Origin of the sequence: Streptomyces sp. NPDC048606 (genome assembly GCF_040650855.1) — a bacterium.
Lineage (GTDB): Bacteria > Actinomycetota > Actinomycetes > Streptomycetales > Streptomycetaceae > Streptomyces.
In genome coordinates this window covers 58,044-83,847 of record NZ_JBEZIB010000019.1, presented here as the reverse complement: position 1 = coordinate 83,847, position 25,804 = coordinate 58,044, and the positions used below count along the sequence as shown (strand labels likewise).

Genomic DNA, 25,804 nt, shown 5'->3' with positions numbered 1-25,804 from the left:
CTGAGGAGTACCACCCATGGCCCCCCGCCCCGTTCCGGGAGAGCTGACGTTCGTCGCACCCCGTGGAGCCAAGAAGCCCCCGCGGCACCTCGCCGACCTGACCCCGGCCGAGCGCCGCGAGGCGGTGGCCGCGATCGGCGAGAAGCCGTTCCGGGCCAAGCAGCTCTCCCAGCACTACTTCGCCCGCTACGCGCACGACCCGGCCGAGTGGACCGACATCCCGGCCGCCTCGCGCGAGAAGCTCCGCGAGGAGCTGCTGCCGGACCTGATGAACGTGGTGCGGCACATCAGCTGCGACAACGACACCACCCGCAAGACGCTGTGGAAGCTGCACGACGGCACCCTCGTGGAGTCCGTGCTGATGCGCTATCCCGACCGGGTGACGATGTGCATCTCCTCGCAGGCCGGCTGCGGCATGAACTGCCCGTTCTGCGCCACCGGCCAGGCGGGGCTCGACCGCAACCTGTCGACCGCCGAGATCGTCCACCAGATCGTCGACGGCATGCGCGCCCTGCGCGACGGCGAGGTCCCGGGCGGTCCGGCCCGCCTGTCCAACATCGTCTTCATGGGCATGGGCGAGCCGCTCGCCAACTACAAGCGCGTCGTCGGCGCCATCCGCCGGCTCACCGACCCGGAGCCCGACGGCCTGGGCCTGTCGCAGCGCGGCATCACCGTCTCCACCGTGGGCCTGGTCCCGGCCATGCTGCGCTTCGCCGACGAGGGCTTCAAGTGCCGCCTCGCGGTGTCGCTGCACGCCCCGGACGACGAGCTGCGCGACACCCTCGTCCCCGTGAACACCCGCTGGAAGGTCCGCGAGGTCCTCGACGCGGCCTGGGAGTACGCGGAGAAGTCCGGCCGCCGCATCTCCATCGAGTACGCCCTGATCCGCGACATCAACGACCAGGCCTGGCGCGGCGACCTCCTCGGCCGACTGCTCAAGGGCAAGCGCGTACATGTCAACCTGATCCCGCTGAACCCGACCCCGGGTTCGAAGTGGACCGCCTCGCGCCCCGAGGACGAGAAGGCCTTCGTGGAGGCCATCGCCCGCCACGGCGTGCCGGTGACCGTCCGCGACACCCGCGGTCAGGAGATCGACGGCGCCTGCGGTCAGCTCGCGGCCTCGGAGCGCTGATTTTCGGCCGCGAAGGCGCACTATCGGCCACGGGGTACCCTGTGGCCGAACCAATTTCATATTCCGACAGGGGAGCGCCACAGCGCTGAGAGTGCGGTAACCGTCATCCGCAGACCCTCTGAACCTCGCCCCGGTCATTCGGGGTAGGAAGTTCGGTCATCACTCAAGCTGTTGCGCCCTGCCCGGCGTCCGCTCCACGAGAGCGCCGGGCAGGGCCGCGTCTTCTCCTGGTCATCCAGGAGGAATACACCAGTGAGCACCAACAGGAAGATCGCGGGCGCCCTGCTCGCGGGCGCCCTCGGCGTCACCACCCTCAGCGCCTGCGGCGGCGGCGAGGCCAAGGACAAGTCGGCCGGCGCGAGCGACGCCCCGAAGTCCAAGACGGTCACGCTCGTCTCCCACGACTCCTTCAACGTCTCCGACGCGGTCCTGAAGGACTTCGAGCAGCAGAGCGGCTACACCGTCAAGGTCCTGAAGTCCGGGGACGCGGGCGCCGCCCTCAACCAGGAGATCCTCACCAAGGGCTCGCCGCGCGGCGACGTCTTCTTCGGCGTGGACAACACCCTGCTCTCGCGCGCCCTCGAAAACGGCATCTTCAACGCCTACGAGGCCAAGGGCCTGGACGCCGTGGCCTCCGAGTACGTGCTCGACAAGGGCCACCGCGTCACCCCGATCGACTCCGGTGACGTCTGCGTCAACTACGACAAGGCCTACTTCGCCGACAAGAAGATCGCCCCGCCGCAGACGCTGGACGACCTGATCAAGCCCGAGTACAAGAACCTGCTGGTCACCGAGAACGCCGCGACCTCCTCGCCCGGACTCGGTTTCCTCCTCGCCACCGTCGGCAAGTACGGCGAGGACGGCTGGAAGGACTACTGGAGCAAGCTCAAGGACAACGGCGTCGAGGTCGTCGACGGCTGGGAGCAGGCCTACAACGAGCGCTTCTCCGGTTCCGCCGGCGGCAAGAAGGCCAAGGGCGACCGCCCGCTGGTCGTCTCCTACGCCTCCAGCCCGCCGGTCGAGGTCATCTACGCCGAGCCGCAGCCGGCCGAGGCCCCCACGGGCGTCGCCACCGGGACCTGCTTCCGCCAGATCGAGTTCGCGGGCCTGCTGAAGGGCGCGAAGAACGAGGCGGGCGGCAAGGCCCTCATCGACTTCCTGGTCGGCAAGAAGTTCCAGGAGGACATGCCGCTCAACATGTTCGTGAACCCGGTCCTCAAGGGCGCGGCCCTGCCCGAGGCCTTCACGAAGCACGGCGTGGTCATCGAGAAGCCGGAGACGGTCGCCCCCGACGAGATCGCCAAGAACCGCGAGCAGTGGGTCAAGGCGTGGTCTTCGCTCGTCGTCAAGTAGAGCGATCCGTGAGGACCCCGAAGGAGAGCGGGCGGGCCACGGCCGTCCGGCTGGGCCTGATGGCCGTGCCGCTCGCCTTCTTCGGGCTGTTCTTCGCCTACCCCGTGGCCGCGATCGTCGGCCGCGGACTGAAGACCGACCAGGGGTGGCAGTTCGGCCGGATCGGCGAGGTCCTGGGCCGCCCGGACATCGCCGACGTGCTGTGGTTCACCACCTGGCAGGCGCTCGCCTCGACCGCGCTGACCCTGCTGGTGGCCCTGCCCGGCGCGTACGTCCTGGCCCGTTTCTCCTTCCCCGGCAAGCAGCTGCTGCGGGCGCTGGTGACGGTCCCGTTCGTGCTGCCGACCGTGGTCGTCGGCACGGCCTTCCTGGCGCTGGTCGGCCGGGGCGGGCTGCTCGACGAGGTGTGGGGGGTCCGCCTCGACACCACCGTCTGGGCGATCCTGCTCGCCCACGTCTTCTTCAACTACGCCGTGGTCGTCCGGACCGTCGGCGGGCTCTGGGCGCAGCTCGACCCGCGCCAGGAGGAGGCCGCCCGGGTGCTGGGCGCCGGGCGGTTCGCGGCGTGGCGGCGGGTGACGCTGCCCGCCCTCGGGCCGGCCGTGGCCGCCGCCGCGCTGATGGTGTTCCTGTTCACGTTCACCTCCTTCGGCGTCGTGCAGATCCTCGGCGGTCCGGCGTACTCCACGCTGGAGGTGGAGGTCTACCGGCAGACCGCGCAGCTGCTGGACCTGTCGACCGCCGCCGTGCTGACGATGGTGCAGTTCGTCGCCGTCGCCCTGATCCTCGCCGTCCACGCCTGGACGGTGCGCCGGCGCGAGACCGCGCTGCGGCTCGTGGATCCGTCGACGACCGCGCACCCGCCGCGCGGGTGGGCCCAGCGGGGCCTCTTGGGCGGGGTGCTGCTCACGGTGGCGCTGCTGATCGTGGCGCCGCTGGCCGTGCTGGTGGAACGGTCCTTCGACGCGCCCGGCGGATACGGGTTCGGCTTCTACAGGGCCCTCCAGGAGGTGGGCGCCGGGGGCGGGACCTTCCTGGTCCCGCCGCTGGAGGCGATCTGGAACTCGCTGGGGTACGCGCTGGCCGCCACCGCCATCGCCCTGGTCGTCGGCGGTCTCGCGGCCGCCGCGCTGACCCGGCGCGCGGGCCGCTTCGTACGGGGCTTCGACGCGCTGCTGATGCTGCCGCTCGGGGTGTCCGCGGTCACCGTGGGCTTCGGGTTCCTGATCACCCTGGACGAGCCGCCGCTGGACCTGCGGACCTCGTGGATCCTGGTGCCGCTGGCCCAGGCCCTCGTGGGCGTGCCCTTCGTCGTGCGGACCATGCTGCCGGTGCTGCGCGCCGTGGACGGCAGGCTGCGGGAGGCCGCGGCGGTGCTCGGCGCCTCCCCGTTGCGGGCGTGGCGCGAGGTGGACCTGCCGATGGTGCGGCGGGCGCTGCTGATCGCGGCCGGCTTCGCCTTCGCGGTCTCGCTGGGCGAGTTCGGGGCGACCGTGTTCATCGCGCGCCCCGACCATCCGACGCTGCCGGTGGCCGTGGCGCGGCTGCTCGGGCGGGCCGGCGAGATGAACTACGGCCAGGCCATGGCCCTGAGCACGATTTTGATGCTGGTGTGCGCGGTGTCCCTGCTGGTGCTGGAGCGACTGCGACCCGACAAGACCTCGGGAGAGTTCTGATGACCCTGCTCCGGCTCGAAGGGGTGTCGGTCGACTTCGGCGACCGGGCGGTCGTGGACGCGGTGGACCTGGAGGTCGCCGAGCACGAGACGGTGTGCGTGCTGGGGCCGAGCGGCAGCGGCAAGTCCACCCTGCTGCGCGTGGTGGCCGGGCTCCAGCGGGTGTCCCGGGGACGGGTGCTGCTCGCCGGCGCGGACCAGGCGGCGGTCCCCGTCCACCGGCGGGGCGTCGGCCTGATGTTCCAGGACCACCAGCTCTTCCCGCACCGCGACGTCGCCGGGAACGTCGCCTTCGGCCTGAGGATGCGCGGCTCCGCCCGGCGGGAGCAGGCGGAGCGGGTCGCGGAGCTCCTGGACCTCGTCGGGCTCCCGGGCGCGGGGGGCCGGGCCGTCGCCTCCCTGTCGGGGGGCGAACAGCAGCGGGTGGCCCTGGCCCGGGCGCTGGCCCCCTCGCCCCGGCTGCTGATGCTGGACGAACCCCTCGGCCAGCTGGACCGCGGGCTGCGCGAGCGGCTCGTCGTCGAGCTGAAGGAGCTGTTCACCCGGCTGGGCACCACCGTCCTCGCCGTCACCCACGACCAGGGCGAGGCCTTCGCGCTGGCCGACCGGGTGGTGGTCATGCGGGACGGGCGGATCGCCCAGACCGGCACCCCGCTGGAGGTGTGGAGCCGGCCCGCGTCGGAGTTCGTGGCCCGCTTCCTCGGCTTCGAGAACGTGGTCCCGGCGACGGTGACGGCGGACGGCCGCGCCGACACCCCGTGGGGTTCGGTCCCGGTCCCGGCCGGCTCTCCGGCGGGGGAACAGCGGCTGCTGGTCCGCCCGGCCGGGGTCGTCGTCGGCGGGGAGGGCGCCCTGCGCTGCGAGGTGGTCTCGCGCACCTTCCGCGGCACGCACGTGGCCCTGCTCCTGCGGCCCGGGTCGGGTCCGGCGCTGGAGGCCGAGTGCGAACTCGCGGCCGCGCCCGCCGTGGGGGAGCGGGTCGGGGTCACCTTCGCCCCGTCCCAGGTGGTGGTCCTGCCGGAGGTCGGGCCGCAGGCCCCGTAGGACCGGGCGCCGTGCGGCACCGACCGGTCGTACGGTGCTCCGTACGGCGCCGATCAGCCGCACGACCGACCCGGCCGACCGGCCCGTCCCCGGCTCAGGCCGCCCGGATGCCGTCCACCGCGATCGGCAGGTGGCGCGGGCCGCGCAGGACCGCGTTCTGCCGGTACGGGGGCGGGTCCGCCAGCAGGCGCGGGTTCTCCAGCCGGCGCGCCAGTTCGCTCAGCGCGAGCTGCGCCTCCTGCCGGGCCAGCGGGGCGCCGAAGCAGCTGTGGATCCCGCTGCCCAGGCCCAGGTGCTGGATGTCGGGCCGGTCCGGGTCGAAGCGGTCCGGGTCCTCGAAGCGCAGCGGGTCGCGGTTGCCGGCGGCCAGGACCAGCCACAGCGAGGCGCCCTTGGGGACGGTCACGCCGCGCACCTCGATGTCGGCGAGGGTGGTGCGCTGCGGGACCAGCTGCACCGGGGGCTCGTAGCGCAGCAGTTCCTCCACGAGCGGGACGGACAGCTCCGGGTCCTCGCGCAGCCGCTCCAGCACCTCGGGATGGCGCAGCAGCGTCAGCATCCCGTTGGTGATCAGGTTGACGGTGGTCTCGTGACCGGCGATGAGCAGCAGCGCGGCGGTGCTCAGCACCTCCATCGTGGTCATGGTGCCGTCCGGCCCGTTTCCGGTGGCCAGCTCGGAGAGCATGTCGCCGGTCGGGTTCTTGCGCCGCTCCTCGATCAGCCCCGCGAGGTACATCCCGAGCTCCATGCGGGAGTCGTGCGTACGCTTCTGGCGCTCCCGGGGGTCGGCGTCCGGATCGGGGTCCAGGCTCGCGGCGAGGGTGTCGGCCCAGACGTGGAACTTCGGCTCGTCCTCGCTCGGCACGCCCAGCAGCCGGCAGATCACCGTCACCGGGAACGGGTACGAGAACTGCTCGACCAGGTCGATCTCCGACGCGTTGCCGGTCTCCTCGATCCGGTCGATCAGCCCCTTGACGATGTCGTGCAGCTCGCCGCGCATGTCGTGGACGCGGTGCGGGGAGTGCGGCGGTCCGAAGGGCCGGTTGGTCATGCGGCGCAGCCGGTCGTGCTCGGGCGGGTCGAGTTTCAGGAAGGACGGCGGCAGCGCCGTCTCCTCCTCTCCCTCTTCCTCGGCCAGCGGGTCGTGTGCCGACGCGGCCAGGTTGCGGGCGTCGGAGCTGACCCGCGGGTCGTGGAGCAGACCCTCGATGTCGTAGAACGTGCTGACGACGTACGGCCCGGAACCGTCGTGGTAGACCGGCGTCTTGCGGAGTTCCGTGTAGAGCGGGTACGGGTCGGCCCGGTTGGAGTAGTCCAGGATCTGCCGCAGGATGTCTTGGCTCATGGAGGATCCTCAGTGACGGGCGGGGGTGAAGGTGATGCGCCGGTCGGCCGGTGAATATCCCGAGAGCGTGATCGTCGGGCCGTGCGTGGGCACCGACGGGTCCGGGAAGTCGGCGGGCAGCGTCTTGTGGCCCTCGGGGCGCCGGTCCATCGTCGGGAACTCCGGCGGGAACGGGGCGGTCTCCTCGATCTGGCGCTGGTAGAACTCCAGCCAGCGACAGTTGTCGAAGGTCACCGCGCCGATGACCCGGCCCTGGTAGCCGTAGACGCCGGTGAAGCGCCGCTCGTCGCGGGAGCCCTGCGTGATGACGATCTCCGTGCCCATCGACGGGACCCCGACGGACTTGACGTTGATGCCGAACTGCGAGGACCAGAACGCCGGGACCCACAGGTGGGGGCGCCGGTCCGCGCTCTCGCTGAGCATGTTGTGCGCGGCCGTCTCGGCCTGCGCCACGGCGTTGCCCCAGTGCTCCAGGGAGAGGAACTGGTAGCCGAACAGGGCGTGCGGGGAACGCGCCACGTCACCGGCCACGTAGATGTCGTCCGTGACGATGCCGCGGATGTCGAACGCCCGGCAGCCCGCGTCGCAGGCGATGCCCCGCGGACCCGCTCCGAGGCCGGAGTCGGCCAGCCATTCGGTGTTGCGCATCGCGCCGAGCGAGACGATGACCACCTGGGCCTCGACGGTGCTGCCGTCGGACAGGTGCGCCGCGCGCACCCGCCCCGAGGAGTCGCCCTCCAGTCCGGTGACCATGACCCCCGTACGCAGGTCCACGCCGTGCTCGCGGTGCAGCTCCGCCGCCACCTCGCCGATCACCCCGCCGAGGGCGCCGACCAGCGGGGCCGCGCCCCGTTCGGCGACGGTCACCGCGAGGTCGCGCTCCCGGCAGGCGGAGGCGATCTCCGAGCCCGTGAACCCGGCGCCGATCACCAGGACCCGGTCGGGGCGGGCCGCCAGCGCCCGCTCCAGCCCCACGGCGTCGTCGCGGGTGCGCAGGACGAAGACCCCGCCGAGCGCGGCCTGGTCCTCGTGCGGCCAGGGCCGGGCCCGTACCCCGGTAGCGATCAGCAGCCGGTCGTACTCCACCTCGTCGCCGTCGGCGAGCCGGACCCGGCGGGCCTTCATGTCCAGACCGGCGGCGGGCACCCCGAGGCGCCACCGCGCGTCGATGTCCCGGCGCCGGGGCAGGGCCGTCCGGTCGGCGGTGGCCCTGCCCAGCAGTACCTGCTTGGACAGCGGGGGACGGTCGTAGGGCTCGTACGGCTCGTCGCCGATCATGGTCAGCGACCCCGTGAACCCCCTGTCCCGCATGGTTTCGGCGGCCCGCAGGCCGGCCAGGGAGGCACCGACGACGACGATGCGCCCCTCGCGCTTGAGCCGCTCCAGTGCCGCGTCACCGCTCACTGTTCGCCTCCGGTGTCGCGAGGGCCCCGTTCATCGTGTCCATGAGGATGGCCCGGACGGGACAGGCGTGGACGGCGCGCACGACGTGGTCGTGCTGGTCGTCGTCGGGCTGCGGGTCGTAGAGCAGCGACTCGTCGCCGTGCATGGCGAAGACGTCGGGCGCGAGGAAAGCGCACTGCGCGTATCCCTGACAGCGGTTGAGGTCGACGACAAGCCTCATGAGGCATCAGCCCTTCCGTGACCCGATGACCCCCCGACCCCCGCCGTCCGCCCCGTTCTCCATCATGCGCGAGGGTGTCGTCCGCCGCCTGCCGAGCACGCGAGCGCTGTTCGGCGGGCCCGTGCGGCTACGCGGGTCGACGCAGCTTGGCGCGCAGGATGTGCAGGCTGACGACCAGCACCCACACCGGGAAGATCATCTCGGACCAGGGGACGCCCGATCCGATCACGATCAGCACCAGGCCCGCCGCGTACCCGAAGAGGGCGAGCGGGCGGGGGAAGACGCCGAGGCGCCGCCCGATCGTGGAGGTCGCGAAGACGAAGACGGCCGCCATCCGCATCGCGTAGGTGGTCAGGACCGTGTACGCGAAGGACCGGCCGAAGGACACGGAGGACGTGGCCTCCTGGAGGACCGTTCCGGCCGCGCCGGCGGCGACGAACAGGCTGGCCGTGAACACGAAGCCGCTGCCCAGGAACGCGGTGGCGACGAACCGGTCCTCCGCGTCGCCCGAGTGGTCGCGCAGCGCGCCCATGAACCACAGGAAGAAGATCCCGGCGAAGGGCACGATCTCCAGGGCCACCTGGACGGCCCAACGTCGGCTCGGATCGATGGTCGCGCCCTGCGGGTCGCCCGCGGGGACCGCGAACCGCATCAGCACGATCGCCGCCGCCAGCAGCAGGGCGAAGGCGATGCCGGCCGCTCCGGCCGCCCGCGGGGTGCTCATCCGCTGCTCGGTGAGGGACTCCATGCCTCCAGCAGGCGCCGCGCGCCGCGGGGCCGCCAGTCACGGGGGACCGGCGGGGTGAACCGCCGCCCGACCGGCCCAACGAAGGGGCCGGTAGGGCGGCGGTCCGGTTCAGCCGACCGGTGTCGGCACCCGCTCCTCGCTCGGCTCCTCGGCCCCCTCGTGGTTGCCGAACCAGGCCACCGCCACCGCGCCGGCCACGGCCAGCACGAAGCCGACGACGGCCAGCCAGGCCAGGCCCGGCCGGGAGGCGTCACCGAGCCAGAGCACGCCGATCGCCCCGGGGAGCACGGTCTCGCCGACGACCAGCGCCGCCGTGGCGCCGTTCACGGAGCCGATCTGCAGGGCGACGGTGTGCAGGTACATGCCGCCGAAGCCCGCCACGAGGACCGCGTACAGGGCCGGGTCCCCCAGCAGGGCGCCCAGGTCGAACGGGTCGATGCCGTTCAGGATGCGCACGCCGACGCCCAGCGCGCCGAAGGCCAGGCCCGACAGCAGACCGGCGAGGATCGCGGCCCGCCCGCCGAGGAACCGGACGGCGACGGTGCCGCCGACGATGATCAGCAGGGTCACCGCCAGGAGCCACCAGTGGGTGGACATCGGGGCGTGGTGGCCGCCCTCGTGCCCGGCCGCCGTCGCCAGCAGCACCAGCGCGGCGCAGACCACGCCGATCGAGGTCCACTCCTTGCGGGTGAGCCGGATCCCCAGCATCCGGACGCTGAGCACGGCGGTGATGACCAGGTTCGCGCTGATGACCGTCTGGGAGAGGAACAGCGGCAGCATCCGCGCCGCGAGCGCCCCCAGCCCGAAGCCGACGAAGTCCAGGATGGTGCCGACGATGAACTCCCAGGTCATCGCGGCCTTGGCGGTGGAGGTGAGGTTCGGGCCGCCGTGTGCGGTCACTCCGGCGGCGGCCGGTGACATGCGGGCGGCACGACGGGATCCCACGGCTTGCAGGACGGATCCCGTGCCGTAGCAGATGGATGCCGCGACAGCGGTCAGCAGGCCTATGAGCACAGAGGGCTCCGTTCACGTCTGGCAGGTTTCGCGTTACCTCTGCCAGACGTGAGAACGGCGCGGGAAGTTGCCTGTGGTCGTCAACCGATCGCGGCGAGTGCCGCCGGGACCTCGTCCACCGAGTCCACGAGCGCGATCCGCGACTCCATGGCCCGGCCGCGCGCCAACGCTTGGAGCAGGGGCCAGGCCGGCAGGTGCTCCGTCCAGTGGGCCCGTCCCACCAGGACCATCGGGGTCGGCCGGCGCTCCGCGGAGTCGTAGAAGTTCGGCGTCGCGTTGTCGAAGACCTCCTGCACCGTGCCCGCCGCGCCCGGCAGGAACACCACGCCCGCGTTGGAGCGGGCCAGCAGGCCGTCCTCGCGGGTGGCGTTCGCGAAGTACTTGGCGACCTGACCGGCGAAGGCGTTCGGCGGCTCGTGCCCGTAGAACCAGGTGGGGATGCCCACCGAGTCCCCGCCGGCCGGCCAGCGCTCCCGTACGGCGAAGGCGGCGCGCGCCCAGTCGGAGATCGAGGGGGTGAAGGAGGGGACCTTGGCCAGCAGCTCCAGGGCTTCGGCGAGGGCCTCGTCGGGGGCCGGGGCCAGGTAGGCGCCGAGGTTCGCGGCCTCCATGGCGCCCGGGCCGCCGCCGGTGGCGACGGTCAGCCCGGTCCGCGCCAGCACCCGGCCCAGCCGTGCCGCGCCCTCGTACTCCCGGGTGTCCCGGGCCATGGCGTGGCCGCCCATGACGCCGATCACACGCGCGCCGACGAGGTGTTCGTCGAGGGCGTCGGAGATCGCGTCGTCGTGGATGGAGCGCAGCATCGAGGAGAAGACGTCGCCGTCGGCCTTCGTCTCCTGGAACCAGGCGTACGCGCGGGCGTCGGGGGTGTCCTCGTAGCCCTCGGCCAGTCCGGCGAAGAGTTCGCCGGCCGTGTACAGCAGGCCCCGGTAGGGGTTGAACGGCAGGTCGGGGACGGGCGGGAAGACGAGCGCGCCGTCCGCGCGGACCTTCACCGAGGCGTCGGGTTCCATGGCGCAGCCGAGGAACACGGCCGATGAGGTGTCGGCCGACAGCAGGGCGAAGGTCCGCTCCAGCAGGTTGACCGACTGGACGCGGTAGCCGCTCAGCGAACCCCGGGCCGCGACCCGGTCGAATTCGGCGAGCGTCTCGATCTCGATGTCTGCGTTGACCATTCGGCCCACCCTAAGGGCCGCACCCGTCAGCGGGTCAACGCCAGGGACGTCAGCTGTGCCACACCCCACACGAGCGGCGCGCAACCGGCGAGCAGGGCGCCGGCCCGCAGGGTCGCGGCCGTACGCAGGACCGTGCCCGGGGCGCCGAGGTCGAGCAGGGCCGCCCGGGCGGCGGAACGGTCGTGGCGGGCTTCGAGGGTCGAGGTGAACAGGGTGGCGGCCGCGCAGAGCGCCACCAGCAGGGCGGCCGGTCCCGTCAGCGGGCCGAGCGGGGCGAGGGCGGGCCCGCGCAGGGCCACCACGGCGGCCGCGCCGATCGCGCACAGCACCCCGAGGGGGCGGCCCAGCCGGGGTGCCTCCTCCTGGAGGGCCCGCCCGGCCAGGAGCCGCAGGGCCCCGGGGCGCGCGAGCTGCACCAGGGTGCCGCAGGCGTAGGCGAGGCCCGGCCCGGCGAGGGCGAGTCCGACCGCGATCAGGGTCCAGCCGGCCGGCACCGCCGGGCCGCCGGGTCCCGCGTAGGCCAGGACGGCGAGCCCGCAGGCGGTGATCGCCACCCCCCAGGGCACCCCGCTCTGCGGGGTCAGGCCGTCGCGCGCGGGGCGGGGGCGCAGGGCGAGCGCCGTCGCGAGCGAGGCCGCAAGGGGGGTCAGGGCCAGGAGGGTGAGGGCGGCGGCCACGGGCAGCGGCTGTTCGGCGTGGAGCATCCGGGCGCCCGCGCCGTCGAAGGGCAGTCCGGAGACGTCGCCCCGCAGGTGCAGGAACACGGCGAGGGCCACGACGCTGCCGAGCGTGCAGGCCACGGCGGTGGAGACGGCCGCGACCAGGCTGAGCGTGACGGGTCCCAGTCCGGCGGCGTCCATGCCCTCGCGGGGGCGGGTCGCCGGGTCGGTCCGGGCCACGGCGAGGGCCAGGTGGACGGTGGCGGCGAGCGGGACCAGGGCCCACAGCAGCCGGGGGAACGATCCGTCGGCTCCGGCGGTCGCCCCCGCGAGGACGTACAGCAGCAGGAATCCGCTGCCCGCCGCGGCGGCGGCGACCAGCAGGCGGCGCAGCTGGACCAGGGGGTGGGAGCCGCGTACTAGGCGGAGAGCGAGCACGCGGCCTGGTCCTCCGTGGTCCGGGGGGAGTCGGGGGCGGTCGCCGTCGAGGCCGGGCGGCCGTCGAGCAGGTCCAGCCGCCGGTCGGCCTCGCGGGCCGTCTCCTCGTCGTGGGTGGCGAGCACCACGGTGATGCCGTGCGAGCGGGCGGCCGTGGTCAGCGTACGGAGCAACAGCGCGCGCTCGGCGCGGTACAGCGGGGCGGTGGGCTCGTCGGCGAAGAGCACCGCGGGCTCGGCGACGAGGGCGCGGGCCAGGGCGATGCGCTGGGCCTCGGAGCGGGTGAGCGCGCCGGGGCGCTTGCGGGCGAACGCGCCGAGGTCGAGGCGGTCGAGCCACTCGCCGGCGACGTGCCGGGCGGCGCGGTGGGAGGCGCCCGCGAGCAGCAGCGGCAGGGAGACGTTCTCCCAGACCTTGAGCTCGGGCACGAGCAGCGGATCGGGGCCGATCCAGGCGAAGCGGTCGCGGCGCAGCCGCTCGCGGGCCGTCGCGCGCAGGGTGTGCAGGGGGAGGCCGTCGAACCAGACCTCGCCCTGTTCGGGGACGAGTCGGCTGGCCAGGCAGTGCAGCAGGGTGGTCTTCCCGCTGCCTCGGGGGCCCGTCACGGCGAGGATCTCTCCCTGCCGGACTCCGACGGAGACGCCGATCAGGCCGGGCGAGCCGCTGTGGGAGTAGTGAAGGGACCGTGCCCAGAGCACATCGTCGGCAGGCGGGGCATTGTCCGGTGGAGCCACCATGGCGTACACCTCCGTCCGGGGGAACGAAGCGGAGCCCTTTCGGTCACTGGCGCCGCACTGAGATGTAAAGAGATGAACGTCTTGGATGGTGACAGCACACGGCCCGGACCCCCTCGTTCTCACTCGAACGGGGGATCCGGGCCAGGTGATCGGACTATCGCGGCGGACGCGGGGCCGGGCGCTCACGCCCTCGCGGCTCGGTCCGCGGCTCGTCCTACAGCTTGGTCCACGCCTCGGTGAGCACCGAGCGCAGGATGCCTTCGATCTCGTCGAAGGTGCCCTGGTCGGCGATCAGCGGCGGGGCCAGCTGGATGACCGGGTCGCCACGGTCGTCGGCGCGGCAGTACAGGCCGTTGTCGAAGAGGGCCTTGGAGAGGAAGCCGTAGAGCACGCGCTCGGTCTCCTCGTCCGTGAAGGACTCCTTGGTGACCTTGTCCTTCACGAGCTCGATGCCGTAGAAGAAGCCGTTGCCGCGGACGTCGCCGACGATCGGAAGGTCGTGCAGCTTCTTCAGGGTGTCGAAGAAGTTGCCCTCCTGGTCCAGCACGTGCTGGTTCAGGCCTTCCTTGTCGAAGATGTCGAGGTTGGCGATGGCGACCGCGGAGGACACCGGGTGTCCGCCGAAGGTGTAGCCGTGCAGGAAGGTGTTGTCGCCCTTGTAGAAGGGCTCCGCGATGCGGTCCGAGACGATGCAGGCGCCGATCGGGGAGTAGCCCGAGGTCATGCCCTTGGCGCAGGTGATCATGTCCGGCACGTAGCCGAACTTGTCACAGGCGAACATCGTGCCGAGGCGGCCGAAGGCGCAGATCGTCTCGTCGGAGACGAGCAGCACATCGTAGGTGTCGCAGATCTCGCGGACGCGCTGGAAGTAGCCGGGCGGCGGCGGGAAGCAGCCACCGGCGTTCTGTACCGGCTCCAGGAAGACGGCGGCGACGGTGTCGGGGCCCTCGAAGAGGATCTGCTGCTCGATCTGGTCGGCGGCCCAGCGGCCGAAGGCCTCGGGGTCGTCGCCGTGGATCGGGGCGCGGTAGATGTTGGTGTTCGGCACCTTGTGCGCGCCGGGGACCAGCGGCTCGAAGGGGGCCTTCAGGGCCGGCAGGCCGGTGATGGACAGCGCGCCCTGCGGGGTGCCGTGGTAGGCGACCGCGCGGGAGATGACCTTGTACTTGGTGTGCTTGCCCTGCAGCTTGAAGTACTGCTTGGCGAGCTTCCAGGCCGTCTCGACGGCCTCGCCGCCGCCGGTGGTGAAGAAGACCTTGTTGAGGTCGCCCGGGGCGTAGTCGGCGAGGCGCTCGGCGAGCTCGACGGCCTTGGGGTGCGCGTACGACCACACGGGGAAGAACGCGAGCTCCTGGGCCTGCTTGTACGCGACCTCGGCCAGCTCCTTGCGGCCGTGACCCGCGTTGACCACGAACAGTCCCGCGAGACCGTCCAGGTAGCGCTTGCCCTTGTCGTCGAAGATGTAGGTGCCCTCACCCCGCACGATGGTGGGGACGGGCGCGTTCTCGTACGACGACATGCGGGTGAAGTGCATCCACAGGTGGTCGTAGGCGGTCTTGGAGAGGTCTTGGCTCACGGGCTATCGAGTTCCCCACATGTAGGTCTGCTTCTTCAGCTTCAGGTAAACGAAGCTTTCGGTTGATCGCACGCCGGGGAGCGTGCGGATCTTCTTGTTGATCGTTTCGAGCAGGTGGTCGTCGTCCTCGCAGACGATCTCCACCATCAGGTCGAACGACCCCGCGGTCATCACCACGTACTCGCACTCGGCCATGGCGGTGAGTGCGTCCGCCACCGGGTCGAGGTCTCCCTCGACGTTGATGCCGACCATGGCCTGGCGTCGCAGGCCCACGGTGAGCGGGTCGGTGACGGCGACGATCTGCATGACGCCCTGGTCAAGCAGCTTCTGCACGCGTTGGCGCACCGCCGCCTCGGACAGGCCGACGGCCTTGCCGATCGATGCATAGGGACGGCGACCGTCCTCCTGCAGTTGCTCGATGATCGCCAGGGACACAGCATCGACCGAAGGGGACGGTTGTCTGTTCCTGGAATCTGCGCTTCGACTGACCACGACCTCACTGTGCACGAGGAGTCGTCTGTTCCGCAACCCGTAAGCGATGAAATCCGTTGTCGAGCGTCTTCGATTGCACGGATTTCGTAGTTGGCGGCATCTGGCCCTGTCGAAAGCGTCGCCAGAGGGGCTAGTCTTTGGTAGTCGTCTCAATCGTTGGACATGTGATCAGGAGAGTGGCTGTAGTGACCACCGAACTGCGTCGTCTGCGCAACTACATCGGCGGGGAGTTCAAGGACGCCGCCGACGGGCGGACCACCGACGTGGTCAACCCCGCCACCGGCGAGGTGTACGCGACCGCGCCGCTGTCCGGGCAGGCCGACGTGGACGCCGCCATGGCCGCGGCCGCCGCCGCCTTCCCGGGCTGGCGCGACACCACCCCCTCCGAACGGCAGAAGGCCCTGCTCAAGATCGCGGACGCCTTCGAGGCGCGCGCCGACGAGCTGGTGGCCGCCGAGTCGGAGAACACCGGCAAGCCGCTGGGCCTCACGGCGAGCGAGGAGCTGCCGCCGATGGTGGACCAGATCCGCTTCTTCGCCGGCGCCGCGCGCCTGCTCGAAGGCCGTTCGGCCGGCGAGTACATGGACGGGATGACCTCGATCATCCGCCGCGAGCCGGTCGGCGTCTGCGCCCAGGTCGCGCCGTGGAACTACCCGATGATGATGGCCGTGTGGAAGTTCGCTCCCGCCATCGCCGCGGGCAACACGGTCGTCCTCAAGCCCTCGGACACCACCCCGGCCTCCACCGTCCTGATGGCCGAGATCATCGACTCGATCCTGCCCAAGGGCGTCTTCAACGTCGTCTGCGGCGACCGCGAGACCGGCAAGGCCATGGTCGAGCACTCCACCCCGGCGATGGCCTCCATCACCGGTTCGGTGCGCGCCGGCATGCAGGTCGCCGAGAGCGCCTCCAAGGACGTCAAGCGCGTCCACCTGGAGCTCGGCGGCAAGGCCCCCGTCGTGGTCTTCGAGGACGCCGACCTCGCGAAGGCCGTCGAGGACATCGCCGTCGCCGGCTACTTCAACGCCGGCCAGGACTGCACCGCCGCCACCCGCGTGCTCGTCCACGAGTCGATCCACGACGAGTTCGTCGCGGCGCTGGCCAAGGCCGCCTCCGAGACGAAGACCGGCGCCCCGGACGACGAGGACGTGCTCTACGGCGCGCTGAACAACCCGAACCAGCTGGCGCAGGTCGCGGGCTTCATCGAGCGCCTGCCCGCCCACGCCAAGGTCGAGGCGGGCGGCCACCGCGTCGGCGACAAGGGCTACTTCTACGCCCCGACCGTCGTCTCCGGCCTCAAGCAGGACGACGAGATCATCCAGAACGAGGTCTTCGGCCCCGTCATCACCGTCCAGTCCTTCAGCGACGAGGCCCAGGCCCTGGAGTACGCGAACGGCGTCGAGTTCGCCCTCGCCTCCTCCGTCTGGACCAAGGACCACGGACGCGCCATGCGCATGTCCAAGAACCTCGACTTCGGCTGCGTGTGGATCAACACCCACATCCCGCTCGTCGCCGAGATGCCCCACGGCGGCTTCAAGAAGTCCGGCTACGGCAAGGACCTCTCCGCCTACGGCTTCGAGGACTACACCCGCATCAAGCACGTCATGACCTCGCTCGACGGCTGACCCTTCGGGGACTGACCACCACAGTTCCCGCCGGGGGCGGGCAGTAGACACCTTGTCTATTGCCCGCCCCTTCGCCGTGTTCGAGGCTGTGCCCATGCCTCAACTCGCCTTCTCCCGCCGCGCGGTGCTGCGCGGCCTCGGTGCCGCAGGCCTGGCGGCGGGCCTCGTCGGCTGCGGAGTTCCCGCCGCCTACGTCCCCGAGGGCCACCGGCGCGGACCGGACCGGTCGGCCGAGGACCGGAGCGTGGCCTTCTCCAACTGGCCCCTCTACATCGACACCGACGAGGACGACGAGGAGTCGCGCCCCACCCTGAAGACCTTCTCGGAGCGCACCGGCATCGAGGTCCGCTACAGCGAGGAGATCAACGACAACGACGAGTTCTTCGGCAAGGTCAGCCCGGCCCTCATGAACCGCCAGGAGACCGGCCACGACCTCGTCGTCGTCAGCGACTGGATGGCCGCCCGCTTCGTCCACCTGGGCTGGGCCCAGAAGATGGACCGCTCCGCACAGGCCAATGTCGCCCGCCACCTCGACCCCCAGCTGCGCTCACCCGCCTTCGACGAGGGCCGGCTGCACACCGTCCCCTGGCAGTCCGGCATCACCGGCATCGCCTACAACCGCAAGGCCCTGGGCCGCGAGATCCGCTCGGTCGCCGACCTGTGGCACCCGGACCTGGCGGGCAAGGTCACCCTCTTCTCGGGACTTGACGAGTCCTTCGCCCTGCTCATGCAGGGCAACGGCGTGGACGTCACCCGCTGGACCGACTCCGACTTCCACCGGGTGTGCGACCAGGTGGCCGACCTCGTCCGGCGCAGGCACATCCGCCGCTTCACCGGCAACGACTACACCTCGGACCTGAGCAAGGGCGACGTCCTGGCCTGCCAGGCGTATTCCGGCGACGCCATCCAACTCCAGGCCGACAACCCCGACATCGAGTTCGTGGTGCCCGAGGAGGGCGCCGAACTCTGGGCGGAGAGCCTGCTGGTCCCCAACCTCGCCCGGCACAAGGCCAACGCCGAGGCCCTCGTCGACCACTACTACGACCCCGAGGTGGCCGCCGAACTCGCCGCCGCCGTCAACTACGTCTGCCCCGTGCCCGCCGCCCGCGAGGTCCTCGCCGCCTCCCCGGACAAGGAGACCGCAACGCTCGCCGAGCATCCGCTGATCTTCCCGGACGAGGCCATGCGCAAGCGGCTCGTGGTCGCCCGGGACATCTCCTCGGCCGAGCGCCCGTCCTTCGCCAAGCGCTGGAACTCCCTCGTCGGCCTGTGACCGCGCGGCGCCCGCCACGCACCCGCCCCGCTACTCGGCGAAGGCCGCCGACACGATGCCGAACGCCACCTTGTTCATGTCCCGCCCCTTGGCATCGGTGGAGTTCACCGAGTACACCAGCGTGCGGGACAGGTCGCGCGTGGCACCGATCGCGGTGTTGTAGCCGTGCCGACCGCCGGTCTTGCCCCAGGCCACCGTGCCGTCCGCCAGGACGAACCGCCTCAGCCCGGCGGTCTGATCGGCGGGCGCCCCGGTGGTGACGTCGGGAACGGCCGGAACGGTGAACATCTCCTCCAACTGCCTCGCCGGCACCACCCGTCCGCCGAACAGGGCCTTCGTGAACCGCTCCAGGTCGGCGGTGGTCGATATGAGGTCCCCGGCGGCCCACTCCCACGAGGAACCCCACACGCTCACGTCGACCAGCTTCCGCGTCCCGTCGGGCGAGGTCACCGCCTGGTAGCCGTGGTTGTGCGGGCCCGGGATCCGCGTCTGCGTACGGCCCGGCAGCGAGGTGTCGCGCAGCCCGAGGGGCTCCAGGATCCGCGCCGTCAGCGCCTTCTCGTACGAGGTGCCCGTCACCTTCTCGATGAGGACGCCCAGGACGGTGTAGTCGATGTTGAGGTAGTGCTGCCGGGTGCCCGGGTCGAACTCGGGCCCCTTGGCGACCGCGTTCGCGATCATCCGGCGCGGGTCCTCCACGTCGAAACGGTGGGCGTAGGCGTCCGCGAAGGTGTCACCCGGGCTGTCGGCCGGCCGGATGCCGCTCGTGTAGTTCAGCAACTGCCGCACGGTGACCGGCTTGAAGCTCGCCGGCAACAACCCCGGCAGGTACTCCTGCACCGTCCCCTCCAGCCGGATGCGGCCCTCGGCGACCAACTGGAGCACCACCGCCGCCGTGAACGTCTTCGTCACCGACCCGGCCCGGAAGCGGCCCTCCGCGATCGCCGCCCGGCCCGTACGGACGTCCGCGACACCGGAGGCGCCCCGCCAGCTCCCGCCCGTACCGCCCACCCGCACCAGCGCGGCCGTCGCGTCCGCGTGATCGGCGCCCAGACCCGCGATGGCCTTCTCCAGCGCCGCCGCGTTCGGCGGGGTCACCACCGACGGCTGCGGCGCCGGCGCCGAGGCCCCGGCTGCGACACCGGCCCTCCCGGACGCCGCCTGCGCCCCCGCCACCGGCCCCGCGCCGATGCCCACGACCAGCGCGGCGGCGATCAGCGTGCGCGTCGTTGCCCTCATGACGTCCCCTGTGAGATCCGCGGGGCCCGCTGCCCCGATGACTCCATGCTGCCGCCGGCGCGGCCGGCGCGGATCACCACCGAGAGGGGTCTTCACCGGTGTGACGAATAGCCGGCGCGAGGGAGTCGACACGCCGTCCCCTCCCTCTCCGGAGGGAGAGACCCGAGAGGGAGGAGGCGAGGGGAAGCATGGACATGGCGCCGCCGCGGGCATGCCACGGCGCAGCCGCGCCGCCGCTACGACGACGCCGAACCCGCCGCGATCAACCCCGTCTCGTACGCGCAGATCACCGCCTGGATCCGGTCCCGCAGCCCCAGCTTCGCCAGCACGTTCCCCACGTGCGACTTCACCGTGTGCTCGCTCACCACCAGCGCCGCCGCGATCTCCGCGTTCGACAGCCCCCGCCCCAGGTGCAGCAACGTCTCCCGCTCGCGCGCCGTCAACACCTCCAACCGGTCCGCCGCCAGGTCCGGGCCCGCCGGCGGCCGCGCCGTCACCGCCGTGTACTCCTCGATCAGCCGCCGCGCCACCGACGGCGCCAGCAGGGACTCGCCCGCCGCCACCACCCTCACCGCGTGCACCAGATCGTCCCGCCGCACGTCCTTCAGCAGGAAGCCACTCGCCCCCGCGTGCAGCGCCTCGTACACGTACTCGTCCGAGTCGAAGGTCGTCAGCATCACCGTCCGGCACGCACCGCGCGCCGAGATCGCCCGACAGGCCTCGATCCCGTCCAGCACCGGCATCCGCACGTCCAACAGCGCCACGTCCGGGGCGAGCCGCTCCACGGCCGCCACCGCCGCCGCGCCGTCCCCGACCTCCGCCACGACCTCGATGTCCTCCTGGACGTCCAGGATCATCGCGAAGCCGCTGCGCACCAGCTCCTGGTCGTCGGCCACCACCACACGGATCGTCAAGTCCCCACCCCCAGCGGCGAGGTTACAAGGGTGACCCGCACCGCGTACCCCCGCCCGTCCGGGCCCGGACCGCTCCACGCCGTCCCCGCGTGCGCCGCCGCCCGCTCCCGGATCCCGATCAGGCCGTGCCCGCCGCCCGGGGCTCCGCCGGGTCCCCGGCCGTCGTCCGTCACCGTCACCGTGAGCTCGTCCGGCCCGTACGCGAGCGCCACCCGCGCCGAGGCGGCGCCGGCGTGCCGCACCACGTTCGTGAGGGCCTCCTGCACCACCCGGTACACCGTCGTCCCCAGCCCGGCCGACACCTCGCGCACCGCGCCGGTCCGCTCGTACGCCACCCGAAGACCGCCGGCCCGGACCCGGTCCAGCAGCTCCGGCAGCGCGGCGATCCCCGGCTGAGGGGCGCGCGGCGCCCCCGCGTCGGTGCGCAGCACGCCCAGCATCGCGCGCAGCTGGCCCATGGCGTCCCGCCCCGTCTCCGCGATCGCATCGAAGGCGGCCTCGGCCCGCTCCGGCGCCCTGCGGACGGCCACGGGGCCCGCCTCCGCCTGCACGACCATGATGCTGACCGCGTGCGACAGGATGTCGTGCATCTCGCGGGCGATCCGGGCCCGTTCGCGCGCGGCGGCCTGTTCCGCCTCGATCCGGTTGGCCCGCTCCAGTTCGGCGGCGCGGGCCTCGACGGCCTCGGTGTAGGCCTGCCGCGTGTACTGCAGGCGCCCCAGCGCGTAGGCCGCCCCCGAGACGAAGAGCGTGAACAGCAGCTCCCGCGCCGTCCCCGTTTCCCAGCCCACCGACAGCGCGACCGCCGCCGCGGTGCCCAGCCCCACGGCCGCGCGGACCCGCGGGGCGCACATCAGGGCGACGGTGTAGAAGGCGATCAGCCCCGCGTACGGCAGCGGTTGCCCGGGCCCCTCGAAGGCGACCCTGTACACCCCGCCGAGGACCACGTTCGCGCACAGCACGGTCACCGGCGCCCGGCGCCGCCAGATCAGTGGCACCACGGCGGCCGTGGTCATCGCGTACGAGGTCCAGGTCGCGGCCGGGAGTTCGGGCGAGCGGGGCACCACGAACGGCATCGTGACGGCCACCTGCACCAGCAGGGTCAGCCCGAGGTCCCGCCGGCGGGGATCCGCCCCGAGGACCCCCTCCCGAAGGGCCCGTATCACCGCCCGAGTCCGGCTCTGACCTCGGCCAACGCGTCCACCCGGTTGGTGGTGACGGAGTCGGCGCCGGCCTTGACGACGGCGCGCATCGAGGCCTTCGTGTCGGGCGTCCACGCCGACACCAGCAGACCGTCCCGGTGCAGCGCGTCGGTCAGTTCCCGGCTGACCAGCCCGAAGCGGTAGTTCAGCCAGCGCGGGGCCACCGCGTCGAGCAGCACCCGCCGCGGCGGCGACAGGGTGGTCCAGGTCAGCGCGATCTCCGCCCCCGGATCGGCGGCGCGGACGGCCAGCATGGTGTTCGGGCCGGCGCAGTAGTACGTACGGTCGCGCGCCCCGCACTCGCGCACCAGGTCGACGACGGTGCGCACCGACTCCGTCGAGGCGCCCGGCAGGTCGAGCATCACCCGGCCGGCGCCGGCCGCCATCAGCGCCTCGCGCAGGGTCGGGACCCCGCCCCCCGTCAGTTCCCGCAGCTGGGAGGAGGTCACCGCGTCCAGCCGTACGTCGTGCCCCCACAACCGCAGGAGGGTCTCGTCGTGGAGCAGGACCGGCACCCCGTCACGGGTCAGCCGTACGTCGAGCTCGACCGCGTCCGCTCCGCGATCGAAGGCGGAGCGGACGGAGGCGAGGGTGTTCTCACGGAAGCGGTAGGGATCGCCGCGGTGGCCGACCGAGATAAGGGTGCTCATGCCCCCCATTCTCGGGGGGACTTCAGCGGGCGAGCCAGGCGTCGGTGTACGTGTCGATCTCCGCGTTCAGCTTCGCCTTGCCGGCCTCGTCCAGGAAGGAGGCCTCGACGGCGTTCTTCGCGAGCCGGGCGAGACCGCGCTCGTCGAGGTCCAGGAGGCGGGCGGCGACCGCGTACTCGTTGTTGAGGTCGGAGCCGAACATCGGCGGGTCGTCGCTGTTGATGGTGACGAGCACGCCCGCGGCCACCATCTCCTTGACGGGGTGCCGGTCGAGGTCGGTGACGGCGCGCGTGGCGATGTTGGAGGTCGGGCAGACCTCCAGGGCGATCCGGTGCTCGGCGAGGTACTTCAGCAGCTCCGGGTCCTGCGTGGCGCTCGTGCCGTGACCGATGCGCTCGGCGCCCAGCTCGCGGAGGGAGTCCCAGATCGTCTCCGGGCCGGTGGTCTCGCCGGCGTGCGGGACGCTGTGCAGGCCGGCGGCGCGGGCCCGGTCGAAGTAGGGCTTGAACTGCGGGCGCGGGACGCCGATCTCGGGGCCGCCCAGGCCGAAGGAGACCAGGCCCTCGGGGCGCAGGTCGACGGCGAGGCGCGCGGTCTCGGCGGCGGCCTCCAGTCCGGCCTCGCCGGGGATGTCGAAGCACCAGCGCAGGATGACGCCGAGTTCGGCCTCGGCGGCCACGCGGGCGTCCTCGATGGCGGCCATGAAGGCCTTCTCGTCGATGCCGCGGCGGGTGGAGGAGTACGGGGTGATGGTCAGCTCGGCGTACCGGATGTTCTGCCGGGCCATGTCGCGCGCGACCTCGAAGGTCAGGGTGCGGACGTCGTCGGGGGTGCGGACCAGGTCGACCACCGACAGGTAGACCTCGATGAAGTGGGCGAAGTCGGTGAAGGTGAAGTAGTCGGCCAGCGCCTCGGGGTCGGTGGGGACCTTCGAGTCGGGGTGGCGGGAGGCGAGTTCGGCCACGATGCGGGGGGAGGCGGAACCGACGTGGTGGACGTGGAGTTCGGCCTTGGGCAGCCCCGCGATGAAGGGGTGCAGGTCGGTCATGGGTGGGCCTCCGGGAGACGCGGGTGCGGGCGGTTCGTCCTCATCGTAGGCAGAGCCGTCACTGTCGGTGGCAGCGCTCGGCACGGCCGTACGAAGAGGAGGGCGCCGCACGAGCGCGAGGTCACCGCGGGGCGGCCTTGAGCAGCGTCGCCACCATGTACTCCCCGCCCGGCTCCGCGCGCGCCGCCGGAACCCAGACCAGCCCCACCATCCGGGGGCACGCGCACTCCAGGTCCGCGTCCACCCCGAGCCGCGGCTCCCCGGGGGCGACCTCCACCCGGTAGCAGGAGGTCCGGCCGGAGGGGTACGGCGCGTCGAACGCGTACCGCACCTCCAGGGCGCGCAGCCCCGTCTCCTCCGCCACCTCCCGCCGTACGGCCGCCTCCGGATCCTCGCCGGGCTCCACGCCGCCGCCCGGCAGGGTCCAGTACTCCTCCCCGTCGTGCAGCCCGGACGGGCCCCGGTGCCGCTCGCGCACCATCAGGACGCGGCCGTCGCGGACGATGACCGCGGCGACCCGGCGCCGCTCCGCCGGGTTCACGCGGCCTCGGCGCGCAGGCGTTCGCGGGCCTCCATCAGCGCGAAGCCGAGCAGGTTCAGCCCGCGCCAGCGGGCGGGGTCCAGTGCCCGGTCGTCGTCGGCGGCGAGGCCGATGCCCCAGATCCGGTCGAGCGGGCTCGCCTCGACCAGGACGCGCGAGCCCGTGCCCAGCAGGTAGGCGCGCAGGGCCGGGTCCGAGCCGAACTTGTGCACGCTGCCCTCCACGACCAGGGCGAACCGCTCCCGCTCCCAGACGGCGTCGTCGAAACCGCGGACCATCCGGCCGGCCGTCTTCGCCGCCCCCGGGGTCTTCGCCTCCAGGGCCGCACGCTCGGCCGCGGCGTCCCCGAAGAGGCGGGCCTTGCCGGCCATCATCCAGTGTTCCGCCGTGGCGTACCGGACCTCACCCACGGTGAAGGCGGAGGGCCACCACTGGCTGAGGCAGCTCGGGCCGAGCCGGCCGTCCGCCTGCGGTCGGTGCCCCCAGAAGGGCAGGAACTTCACCCGTTCACCCCGGCTGACCTGCCCGATCAACGTGTCGATCATCTCCATGCACGCGAGTCTGACAGCCACCACGGACACTTCGTACGGGATTTCGGTCGCGCCTCGACACATGGTCGACCGATTCCGTCGCGTAATCAAAAGGCAACAACGGAATCCCTTGGCTGAGGAGAACGCCTCTGCCAGGATCGGCACTCAATTCGAGCTGTAGCTACGGAGAGCGTGAGAGCGTGATGGGCAACCGCTTCCAGGTCAAGGACCGCTTCGCAGACGGCGCGCAGTACATCGACGGGCGCCTGAGGTCGGGTACCTCAGGACGTTCGCACACCGTGATCGATCCCGCCACCGGGGAGGAGGTCCTCACCTACGAACTGGCCGGCACGGCCGACGTGGACGAGGCCGTCGCCGCCGCCGCGCGGGCCTTCCCGGCCTGGTCGGCCGCCACTCCCGGGGAGCGCTCGGACGCGCTGCACCGGCTGGCCGGCGTACTGGCCGCGCAGGCGGAGGACTTCGCGTACGCCGAGTCCCTGCAGTGCGGCAAGCCGCTGAGGCTGACGACGGAGTTCGACGTACCGGGCACCATCGACAACACCGCCTTCTTCGCGGGCGCGGCCCGCCACCTCCAGGGACAGGCGGCCGGCGAGTACAGCGCGGACCACACCTCCTACGTGCGCCGCGAGGCGATCGGGGTCGTCGGCTCCATCGCCCCCTGGAACTACCCGCTCCAGATGGCCGCGTGGAAGATCCTCCCGGCCGTGGCCGCGGGCAACACGATCGTGCTGAAGCCGGCCGAACTCACCCCCCTGACCTCCCTGATGTTCGCCCAGGCGGCCAAGGAGGCGGGACTGCCCGACGGCGTGATCAACATCGTCACCGGCGCGGGCCGCGACGCGGGGGAGCACCTGGTCGGCCACCCCGACGTGGTCATGACCTCCTTCACCGGCTCCACCGCCGTCGGCAAGCGGGTCGCGGAGATCGCCACCGCCACCGTGAAGCGGCTCCACCTCGAACTCGGCGGCAAGGCCCCCTTCGTGGTCTTCGACGACGCCGACCCGGAGGCCGCCGCCCACGGGGCCGTGGCCGCCTCCCTCATCAACACCGGACAGGACTGCACGGCCGCCACCCGCGCCTACGTCCAGCGCCCCCTCCACGACGCCTTCGTCGCGCGGGTGGCCGAGTTGATGGAGGGCGTCCGCGTCGGCGACCCGTTCGCCCCCGACACCGACCTCGGACCGCTGGTCTCGCACGCCCAGCGCGACCGCGTCGCCGGGTTCGTCGAGCGGGCCCGCTCGTACGCCACCGTCGTCACCGGCGGCGAGGTCCCCGGCGGGGACCGGGCGGCGGGCGCCTACTACCGCCCCACCCTCATCACCGGCGCGGCGCAGGACAGCGAGGTGGTCCAGTCCGAGATCTTCGGGCCGGTCCTGGTCGTGCTGCCCTTCGACACCGACGAGGAGGGGCTGGCGCTGGCCAACGACACCCCGTACGGGCTCGCCGCGTCCGCCTGGACCCGCGACCTCTACCGGGCGGGCCGCGCCACCCGAGAGCTGAAGGCAGGCTGCGTGTGGGTCAACGACCACATCCCGATCATCAGCGAGATGCCCCACGGCGGTTACAAGGCCAGTGGGTTCGGCAAGGACATGAGCGCCTACTCATTCGAGGAGTACACGCAGGTCAAGCATGTGATGTTCGACAATACTGCGGTCGCCGCGAAGAACTGGCACCGCACGATCTTCGGGGACCGCACCTGACCGCACGCGGCTACCACCGCGTGGCCGACTCCGCCTGACCAGCGGCACA

At 72.2% G+C, this 25,804-nt stretch carries 24 protein-coding genes and 1 riboswitch; of the genes, 7 read left to right on the top strand and 17 right to left on the bottom strand.

The window, feature by feature from the left end; translation table 11 throughout:
* The first annotated feature begins 16 nt into the window (after positions 1 to 16).
* From rlmN to AB0D01_RS21340, 4 genes are all read left to right on the top strand, one after another.
* Positions 17 to 1,132 (top strand): 23S rRNA (adenine(2503)-C(2))-methyltransferase RlmN, encoded by a 1,116-nt coding sequence (gene rlmN / locus AB0D01_RS21355; protein WP_363057495.1) that lies wholly within the window; start codon positions 17 to 19, stop codon positions 1,130 to 1,132.
* A gap of 58 nt (positions 1,133 to 1,190) precedes the next feature.
* A riboswitch (TPP riboswitch) is annotated at positions 1,191 to 1,300 on the top strand.
* An 84-nt stretch (positions 1,301 to 1,384) separates the two neighbouring features.
* Positions 1,385 to 2,485 carry a thiamine ABC transporter substrate-binding protein gene (locus AB0D01_RS21350; protein WP_363057493.1) on the top strand — a complete coding sequence of 367 codons (1,101 nt, stop codon included), beginning with the start codon at positions 1,385 to 1,387 and terminating at the stop codon, positions 2,483 to 2,485.
* Positions 2,486 to 2,544: 59 nt separating this feature from the next.
* Positions 2,545 to 4,161 carry an iron ABC transporter permease gene (locus AB0D01_RS21345; RefSeq protein ID WP_363057607.1) on the top strand — a complete coding sequence of 539 codons (1,617 nt, stop codon included), beginning with the start codon at positions 2,545 to 2,547 and terminating at the stop codon, positions 4,159 to 4,161.
* Positions 4,161 to 5,204, top strand: coding sequence for an ABC transporter ATP-binding protein (locus AB0D01_RS21340; protein ID WP_363057491.1), 1,044 nt, complete (start codon positions 4,161 to 4,163; stop codon positions 5,202 to 5,204). The genes AB0D01_RS21345 and AB0D01_RS21340 overlap by 1 nt, the downstream gene beginning before the upstream one ends.
* A 94-nt stretch (positions 5,205 to 5,298) precedes the next feature.
* On the opposite strand, the gene AB0D01_RS21335 is transcribed toward AB0D01_RS21340, so the two are convergent.
* The 10 genes from AB0D01_RS21335 to AB0D01_RS21290 all read right to left on the bottom strand — a co-directional run bounded on the left by AB0D01_RS21335 (position 5,299) and on the right by AB0D01_RS21290 (position 15,027).
* The gene (locus AB0D01_RS21335) at positions 5,299 to 6,549 is read right to left on the bottom strand and encodes a cytochrome P450 (protein WP_363057489.1); all 1,251 of its coding nucleotides are present in this window, start codon (positions 6,547 to 6,549) and stop codon (positions 5,299 to 5,301) included.
* 9 nt (positions 6,550 to 6,558) lie between these two features.
* On the bottom strand, positions 6,559 to 7,953 hold the full coding sequence (locus tag AB0D01_RS21330; protein WP_363057487.1) for an FAD-dependent oxidoreductase: 1,395 nt from the start codon (positions 7,951 to 7,953) through the stop codon (positions 6,559 to 6,561).
* Complete coding sequence (locus AB0D01_RS21325; RefSeq protein ID WP_363057485.1) at positions 7,943 to 8,173, bottom strand: ferredoxin; 231 nt, start codon at positions 8,171 to 8,173, stop codon at positions 7,943 to 7,945. Before AB0D01_RS21325 ends, AB0D01_RS21330 begins: the two co-directional genes overlap by 11 nt.
* A 127-nt stretch (positions 8,174 to 8,300) precedes the next feature.
* Positions 8,301 to 8,921: a hypothetical protein gene (locus AB0D01_RS21320; RefSeq protein ID WP_363057483.1), complete on the bottom strand. Its 621-nt coding sequence runs from the start codon at positions 8,919 to 8,921 to the stop codon at positions 8,301 to 8,303.
* Positions 8,922 to 9,029: 108 nt separating this feature from the next.
* Positions 9,030 to 9,935 carry a hypothetical protein gene (locus AB0D01_RS21315; protein ID WP_363057481.1) on the bottom strand — a complete coding sequence of 302 codons (906 nt, stop codon included), beginning with the start codon at positions 9,933 to 9,935 and terminating at the stop codon, positions 9,030 to 9,032.
* A gap of 80 nt (positions 9,936 to 10,015) precedes the next feature.
* Positions 10,016 to 11,110, bottom strand: coding sequence for an LOG family protein (locus AB0D01_RS21310; protein WP_363057479.1), 1,095 nt, complete (start codon positions 11,108 to 11,110; stop codon positions 10,016 to 10,018).
* Positions 11,111 to 11,136: 26 nt separating this feature from the next.
* Positions 11,137 to 12,207, bottom strand: coding sequence for a hypothetical protein (locus AB0D01_RS21305; RefSeq protein ID WP_363057477.1), 1,071 nt, complete (start codon positions 12,205 to 12,207; stop codon positions 11,137 to 11,139).
* A complete protein-coding gene (locus tag AB0D01_RS21300) occupies positions 12,189 to 12,944 on the bottom strand; it encodes an ATP-binding cassette domain-containing protein (protein WP_363057475.1) in 756 nt (251 codons plus the stop codon). Before AB0D01_RS21300 ends, AB0D01_RS21305 begins: the two co-directional genes overlap by 19 nt.
* Before the next feature lie 214 nt (positions 12,945 to 13,158).
* Positions 13,159 to 14,520: an aspartate aminotransferase family protein gene (locus AB0D01_RS21295; RefSeq protein ID WP_361597958.1), complete on the bottom strand. Its 1,362-nt coding sequence runs from the start codon at positions 14,518 to 14,520 to the stop codon at positions 13,159 to 13,161.
* A gap of 3 nt (positions 14,521 to 14,523) precedes the next feature.
* The gene (locus AB0D01_RS21290; protein ID WP_007266859.1) at positions 14,524 to 15,027 is read right to left on the bottom strand and encodes an Lrp/AsnC family transcriptional regulator; all 504 of its coding nucleotides are present in this window, start codon (positions 15,025 to 15,027) and stop codon (positions 14,524 to 14,526) included.
* A gap of 170 nt (positions 15,028 to 15,197) precedes the next feature.
* Here AB0D01_RS21290 and AB0D01_RS21285 point away from each other — a divergent pair, with 170 nt between their 5' ends.
* Positions 15,198 to 16,637: a gamma-aminobutyraldehyde dehydrogenase gene (locus AB0D01_RS21285; protein ID WP_363057473.1), complete on the top strand. Its 1,440-nt coding sequence runs from the start codon at positions 15,198 to 15,200 to the stop codon at positions 16,635 to 16,637.
* Between the two features lie 94 nt (positions 16,638 to 16,731).
* Positions 16,732 to 17,910, top strand: a complete 1,179-nt coding sequence (locus AB0D01_RS21280; RefSeq protein ID WP_363057471.1) for a spermidine/putrescine ABC transporter substrate-binding protein — start codon at positions 16,732 to 16,734, stop codon at positions 17,908 to 17,910.
* Positions 17,911 to 17,940: 30 nt separating this feature from the next.
* On the opposite strand, the gene AB0D01_RS21275 is transcribed toward AB0D01_RS21280, so the two are convergent.
* The 7 genes from AB0D01_RS21275 to AB0D01_RS21245 form a co-directional block, all read right to left on the bottom strand.
* Entirely contained in the window at positions 17,941 to 19,149 is a 1,209-nt protein-coding gene (locus AB0D01_RS21275) for a serine hydrolase domain-containing protein (protein ID WP_363057469.1), read from the bottom strand.
* Between the two features lie 236 nt (positions 19,150 to 19,385).
* Positions 19,386 to 20,063 (bottom strand): response regulator transcription factor, encoded by a 678-nt coding sequence (locus tag AB0D01_RS21270; protein ID WP_363057467.1) that lies wholly within the window; start codon positions 20,061 to 20,063, stop codon positions 19,386 to 19,388.
* Positions 20,060 to 21,139 carry a histidine kinase gene (locus tag AB0D01_RS21265; RefSeq protein ID WP_363057606.1) on the bottom strand — a complete coding sequence of 360 codons (1,080 nt, stop codon included), beginning with the start codon at positions 21,137 to 21,139 and terminating at the stop codon, positions 20,060 to 20,062. Before AB0D01_RS21265 ends, AB0D01_RS21270 begins: the two co-directional genes overlap by 4 nt.
* Before the next feature lie 86 nt (positions 21,140 to 21,225).
* Positions 21,226 to 21,924 carry a glycerophosphodiester phosphodiesterase gene (locus AB0D01_RS21260; protein WP_363057465.1) on the bottom strand — a complete coding sequence of 233 codons (699 nt, stop codon included), beginning with the start codon at positions 21,922 to 21,924 and terminating at the stop codon, positions 21,226 to 21,228.
* Positions 21,925 to 21,937: 13 nt separating this feature from the next.
* Complete coding sequence (locus AB0D01_RS21255; RefSeq protein WP_363057463.1) at positions 21,938 to 22,963, bottom strand: adenosine deaminase; 1,026 nt, start codon at positions 22,961 to 22,963, stop codon at positions 21,938 to 21,940.
* Positions 22,964 to 23,084: 121 nt separating this feature from the next.
* A complete protein-coding gene (locus tag AB0D01_RS21250) occupies positions 23,085 to 23,504 on the bottom strand; it encodes an NUDIX hydrolase (RefSeq protein ID WP_363057461.1) in 420 nt (139 codons plus the stop codon).
* Complete coding sequence (locus tag AB0D01_RS21245; protein WP_363057459.1) at positions 23,501 to 24,055, bottom strand: NADAR family protein; 555 nt, start codon at positions 24,053 to 24,055, stop codon at positions 23,501 to 23,503. Before AB0D01_RS21245 ends, AB0D01_RS21250 begins: the two co-directional genes overlap by 4 nt.
* Before the next feature lie 182 nt (positions 24,056 to 24,237).
* On the opposite strand from AB0D01_RS21245, the gene AB0D01_RS21240 reads away from it, so the two are divergent.
* Complete coding sequence (locus AB0D01_RS21240) at positions 24,238 to 25,755, top strand: gamma-aminobutyraldehyde dehydrogenase (RefSeq protein ID WP_363057605.1); 1,518 nt, start codon at positions 24,238 to 24,240, stop codon at positions 25,753 to 25,755.
* Positions 25,756 to 25,804: the final 49 nt, after the last annotated feature.

Excerpts from the sequence above, each read along its gene's own strand:
- rlmN (WP_363057495.1), top strand. The coding sequence starts at position 17 with ATGGCCCCCCGCCCCGTTCCGGGAGAGCTGACGTTCGTCGCACCCCGT.
- AB0D01_RS21345 (WP_363057607.1), top strand. The coding sequence starts at position 2,545 with ATGGCCGTGCCGCTCGCCTTCTTCGGGCTGTTCTTCGCCTACCCCGTG.
- AB0D01_RS21340 (WP_363057491.1), top strand. The coding sequence starts at position 4,161 with ATGACCCTGCTCCGGCTCGAAGGGGTGTCGGTCGACTTCGGCGACCGG.
- AB0D01_RS21335 (WP_363057489.1), bottom strand. The coding sequence starts at position 6,549 with ATGAGCCAAGACATCCTGCGGCAGATCCTGGACTACTCCAACCGGGCC.
- AB0D01_RS21325 (WP_363057485.1), bottom strand. The coding sequence starts at position 8,173 with ATGAGGCTTGTCGTCGACCTCAACCGCTGTCAGGGATACGCGCAGTGC.
- AB0D01_RS21320 (WP_363057483.1), bottom strand. The coding sequence starts at position 8,921 with ATGGAGTCCCTCACCGAGCAGCGGATGAGCACCCCGCGGGCGGCCGGA.
- AB0D01_RS21310 (WP_363057479.1), bottom strand. The coding sequence starts at position 11,110 with ATGGTCAACGCAGACATCGAGATCGAGACGCTCGCCGAATTCGACCGG.
- AB0D01_RS21300 (WP_363057475.1), bottom strand. The coding sequence starts at position 12,944 with ATGGTGGCTCCACCGGACAATGCCCCGCCTGCCGACGATGTGCTCTGG.
- AB0D01_RS21280 (WP_363057471.1), top strand. The coding sequence starts at position 16,732 with ATGCCTCAACTCGCCTTCTCCCGCCGCGCGGTGCTGCGCGGCCTCGGT.
- AB0D01_RS21275 (WP_363057469.1), bottom strand. The coding sequence starts at position 19,149 with ATGAGGGCAACGACGCGCACGCTGATCGCCGCCGCGCTGGTCGTGGGC.
- AB0D01_RS21265 (WP_363057606.1), bottom strand. The coding sequence starts at position 21,139 with ATGCCGTTCGTGGTGCCCCGCTCGCCCGAACTCCCGGCCGCGACCTGG.
- AB0D01_RS21260 (WP_363057465.1), bottom strand. The coding sequence starts at position 21,924 with ATGGGGGGCATGAGCACCCTTATCTCGGTCGGCCACCGCGGCGATCCC.
- AB0D01_RS21255 (WP_363057463.1), bottom strand. The coding sequence starts at position 22,963 with ATGACCGACCTGCACCCCTTCATCGCGGGGCTGCCCAAGGCCGAACTC.
- AB0D01_RS21245 (WP_363057459.1), bottom strand. The coding sequence starts at position 24,055 with ATGGAGATGATCGACACGTTGATCGGGCAGGTCAGCCGGGGTGAACGG.
- AB0D01_RS21240 (WP_363057605.1), top strand. The coding sequence starts at position 24,238 with ATGGGCAACCGCTTCCAGGTCAAGGACCGCTTCGCAGACGGCGCGCAG.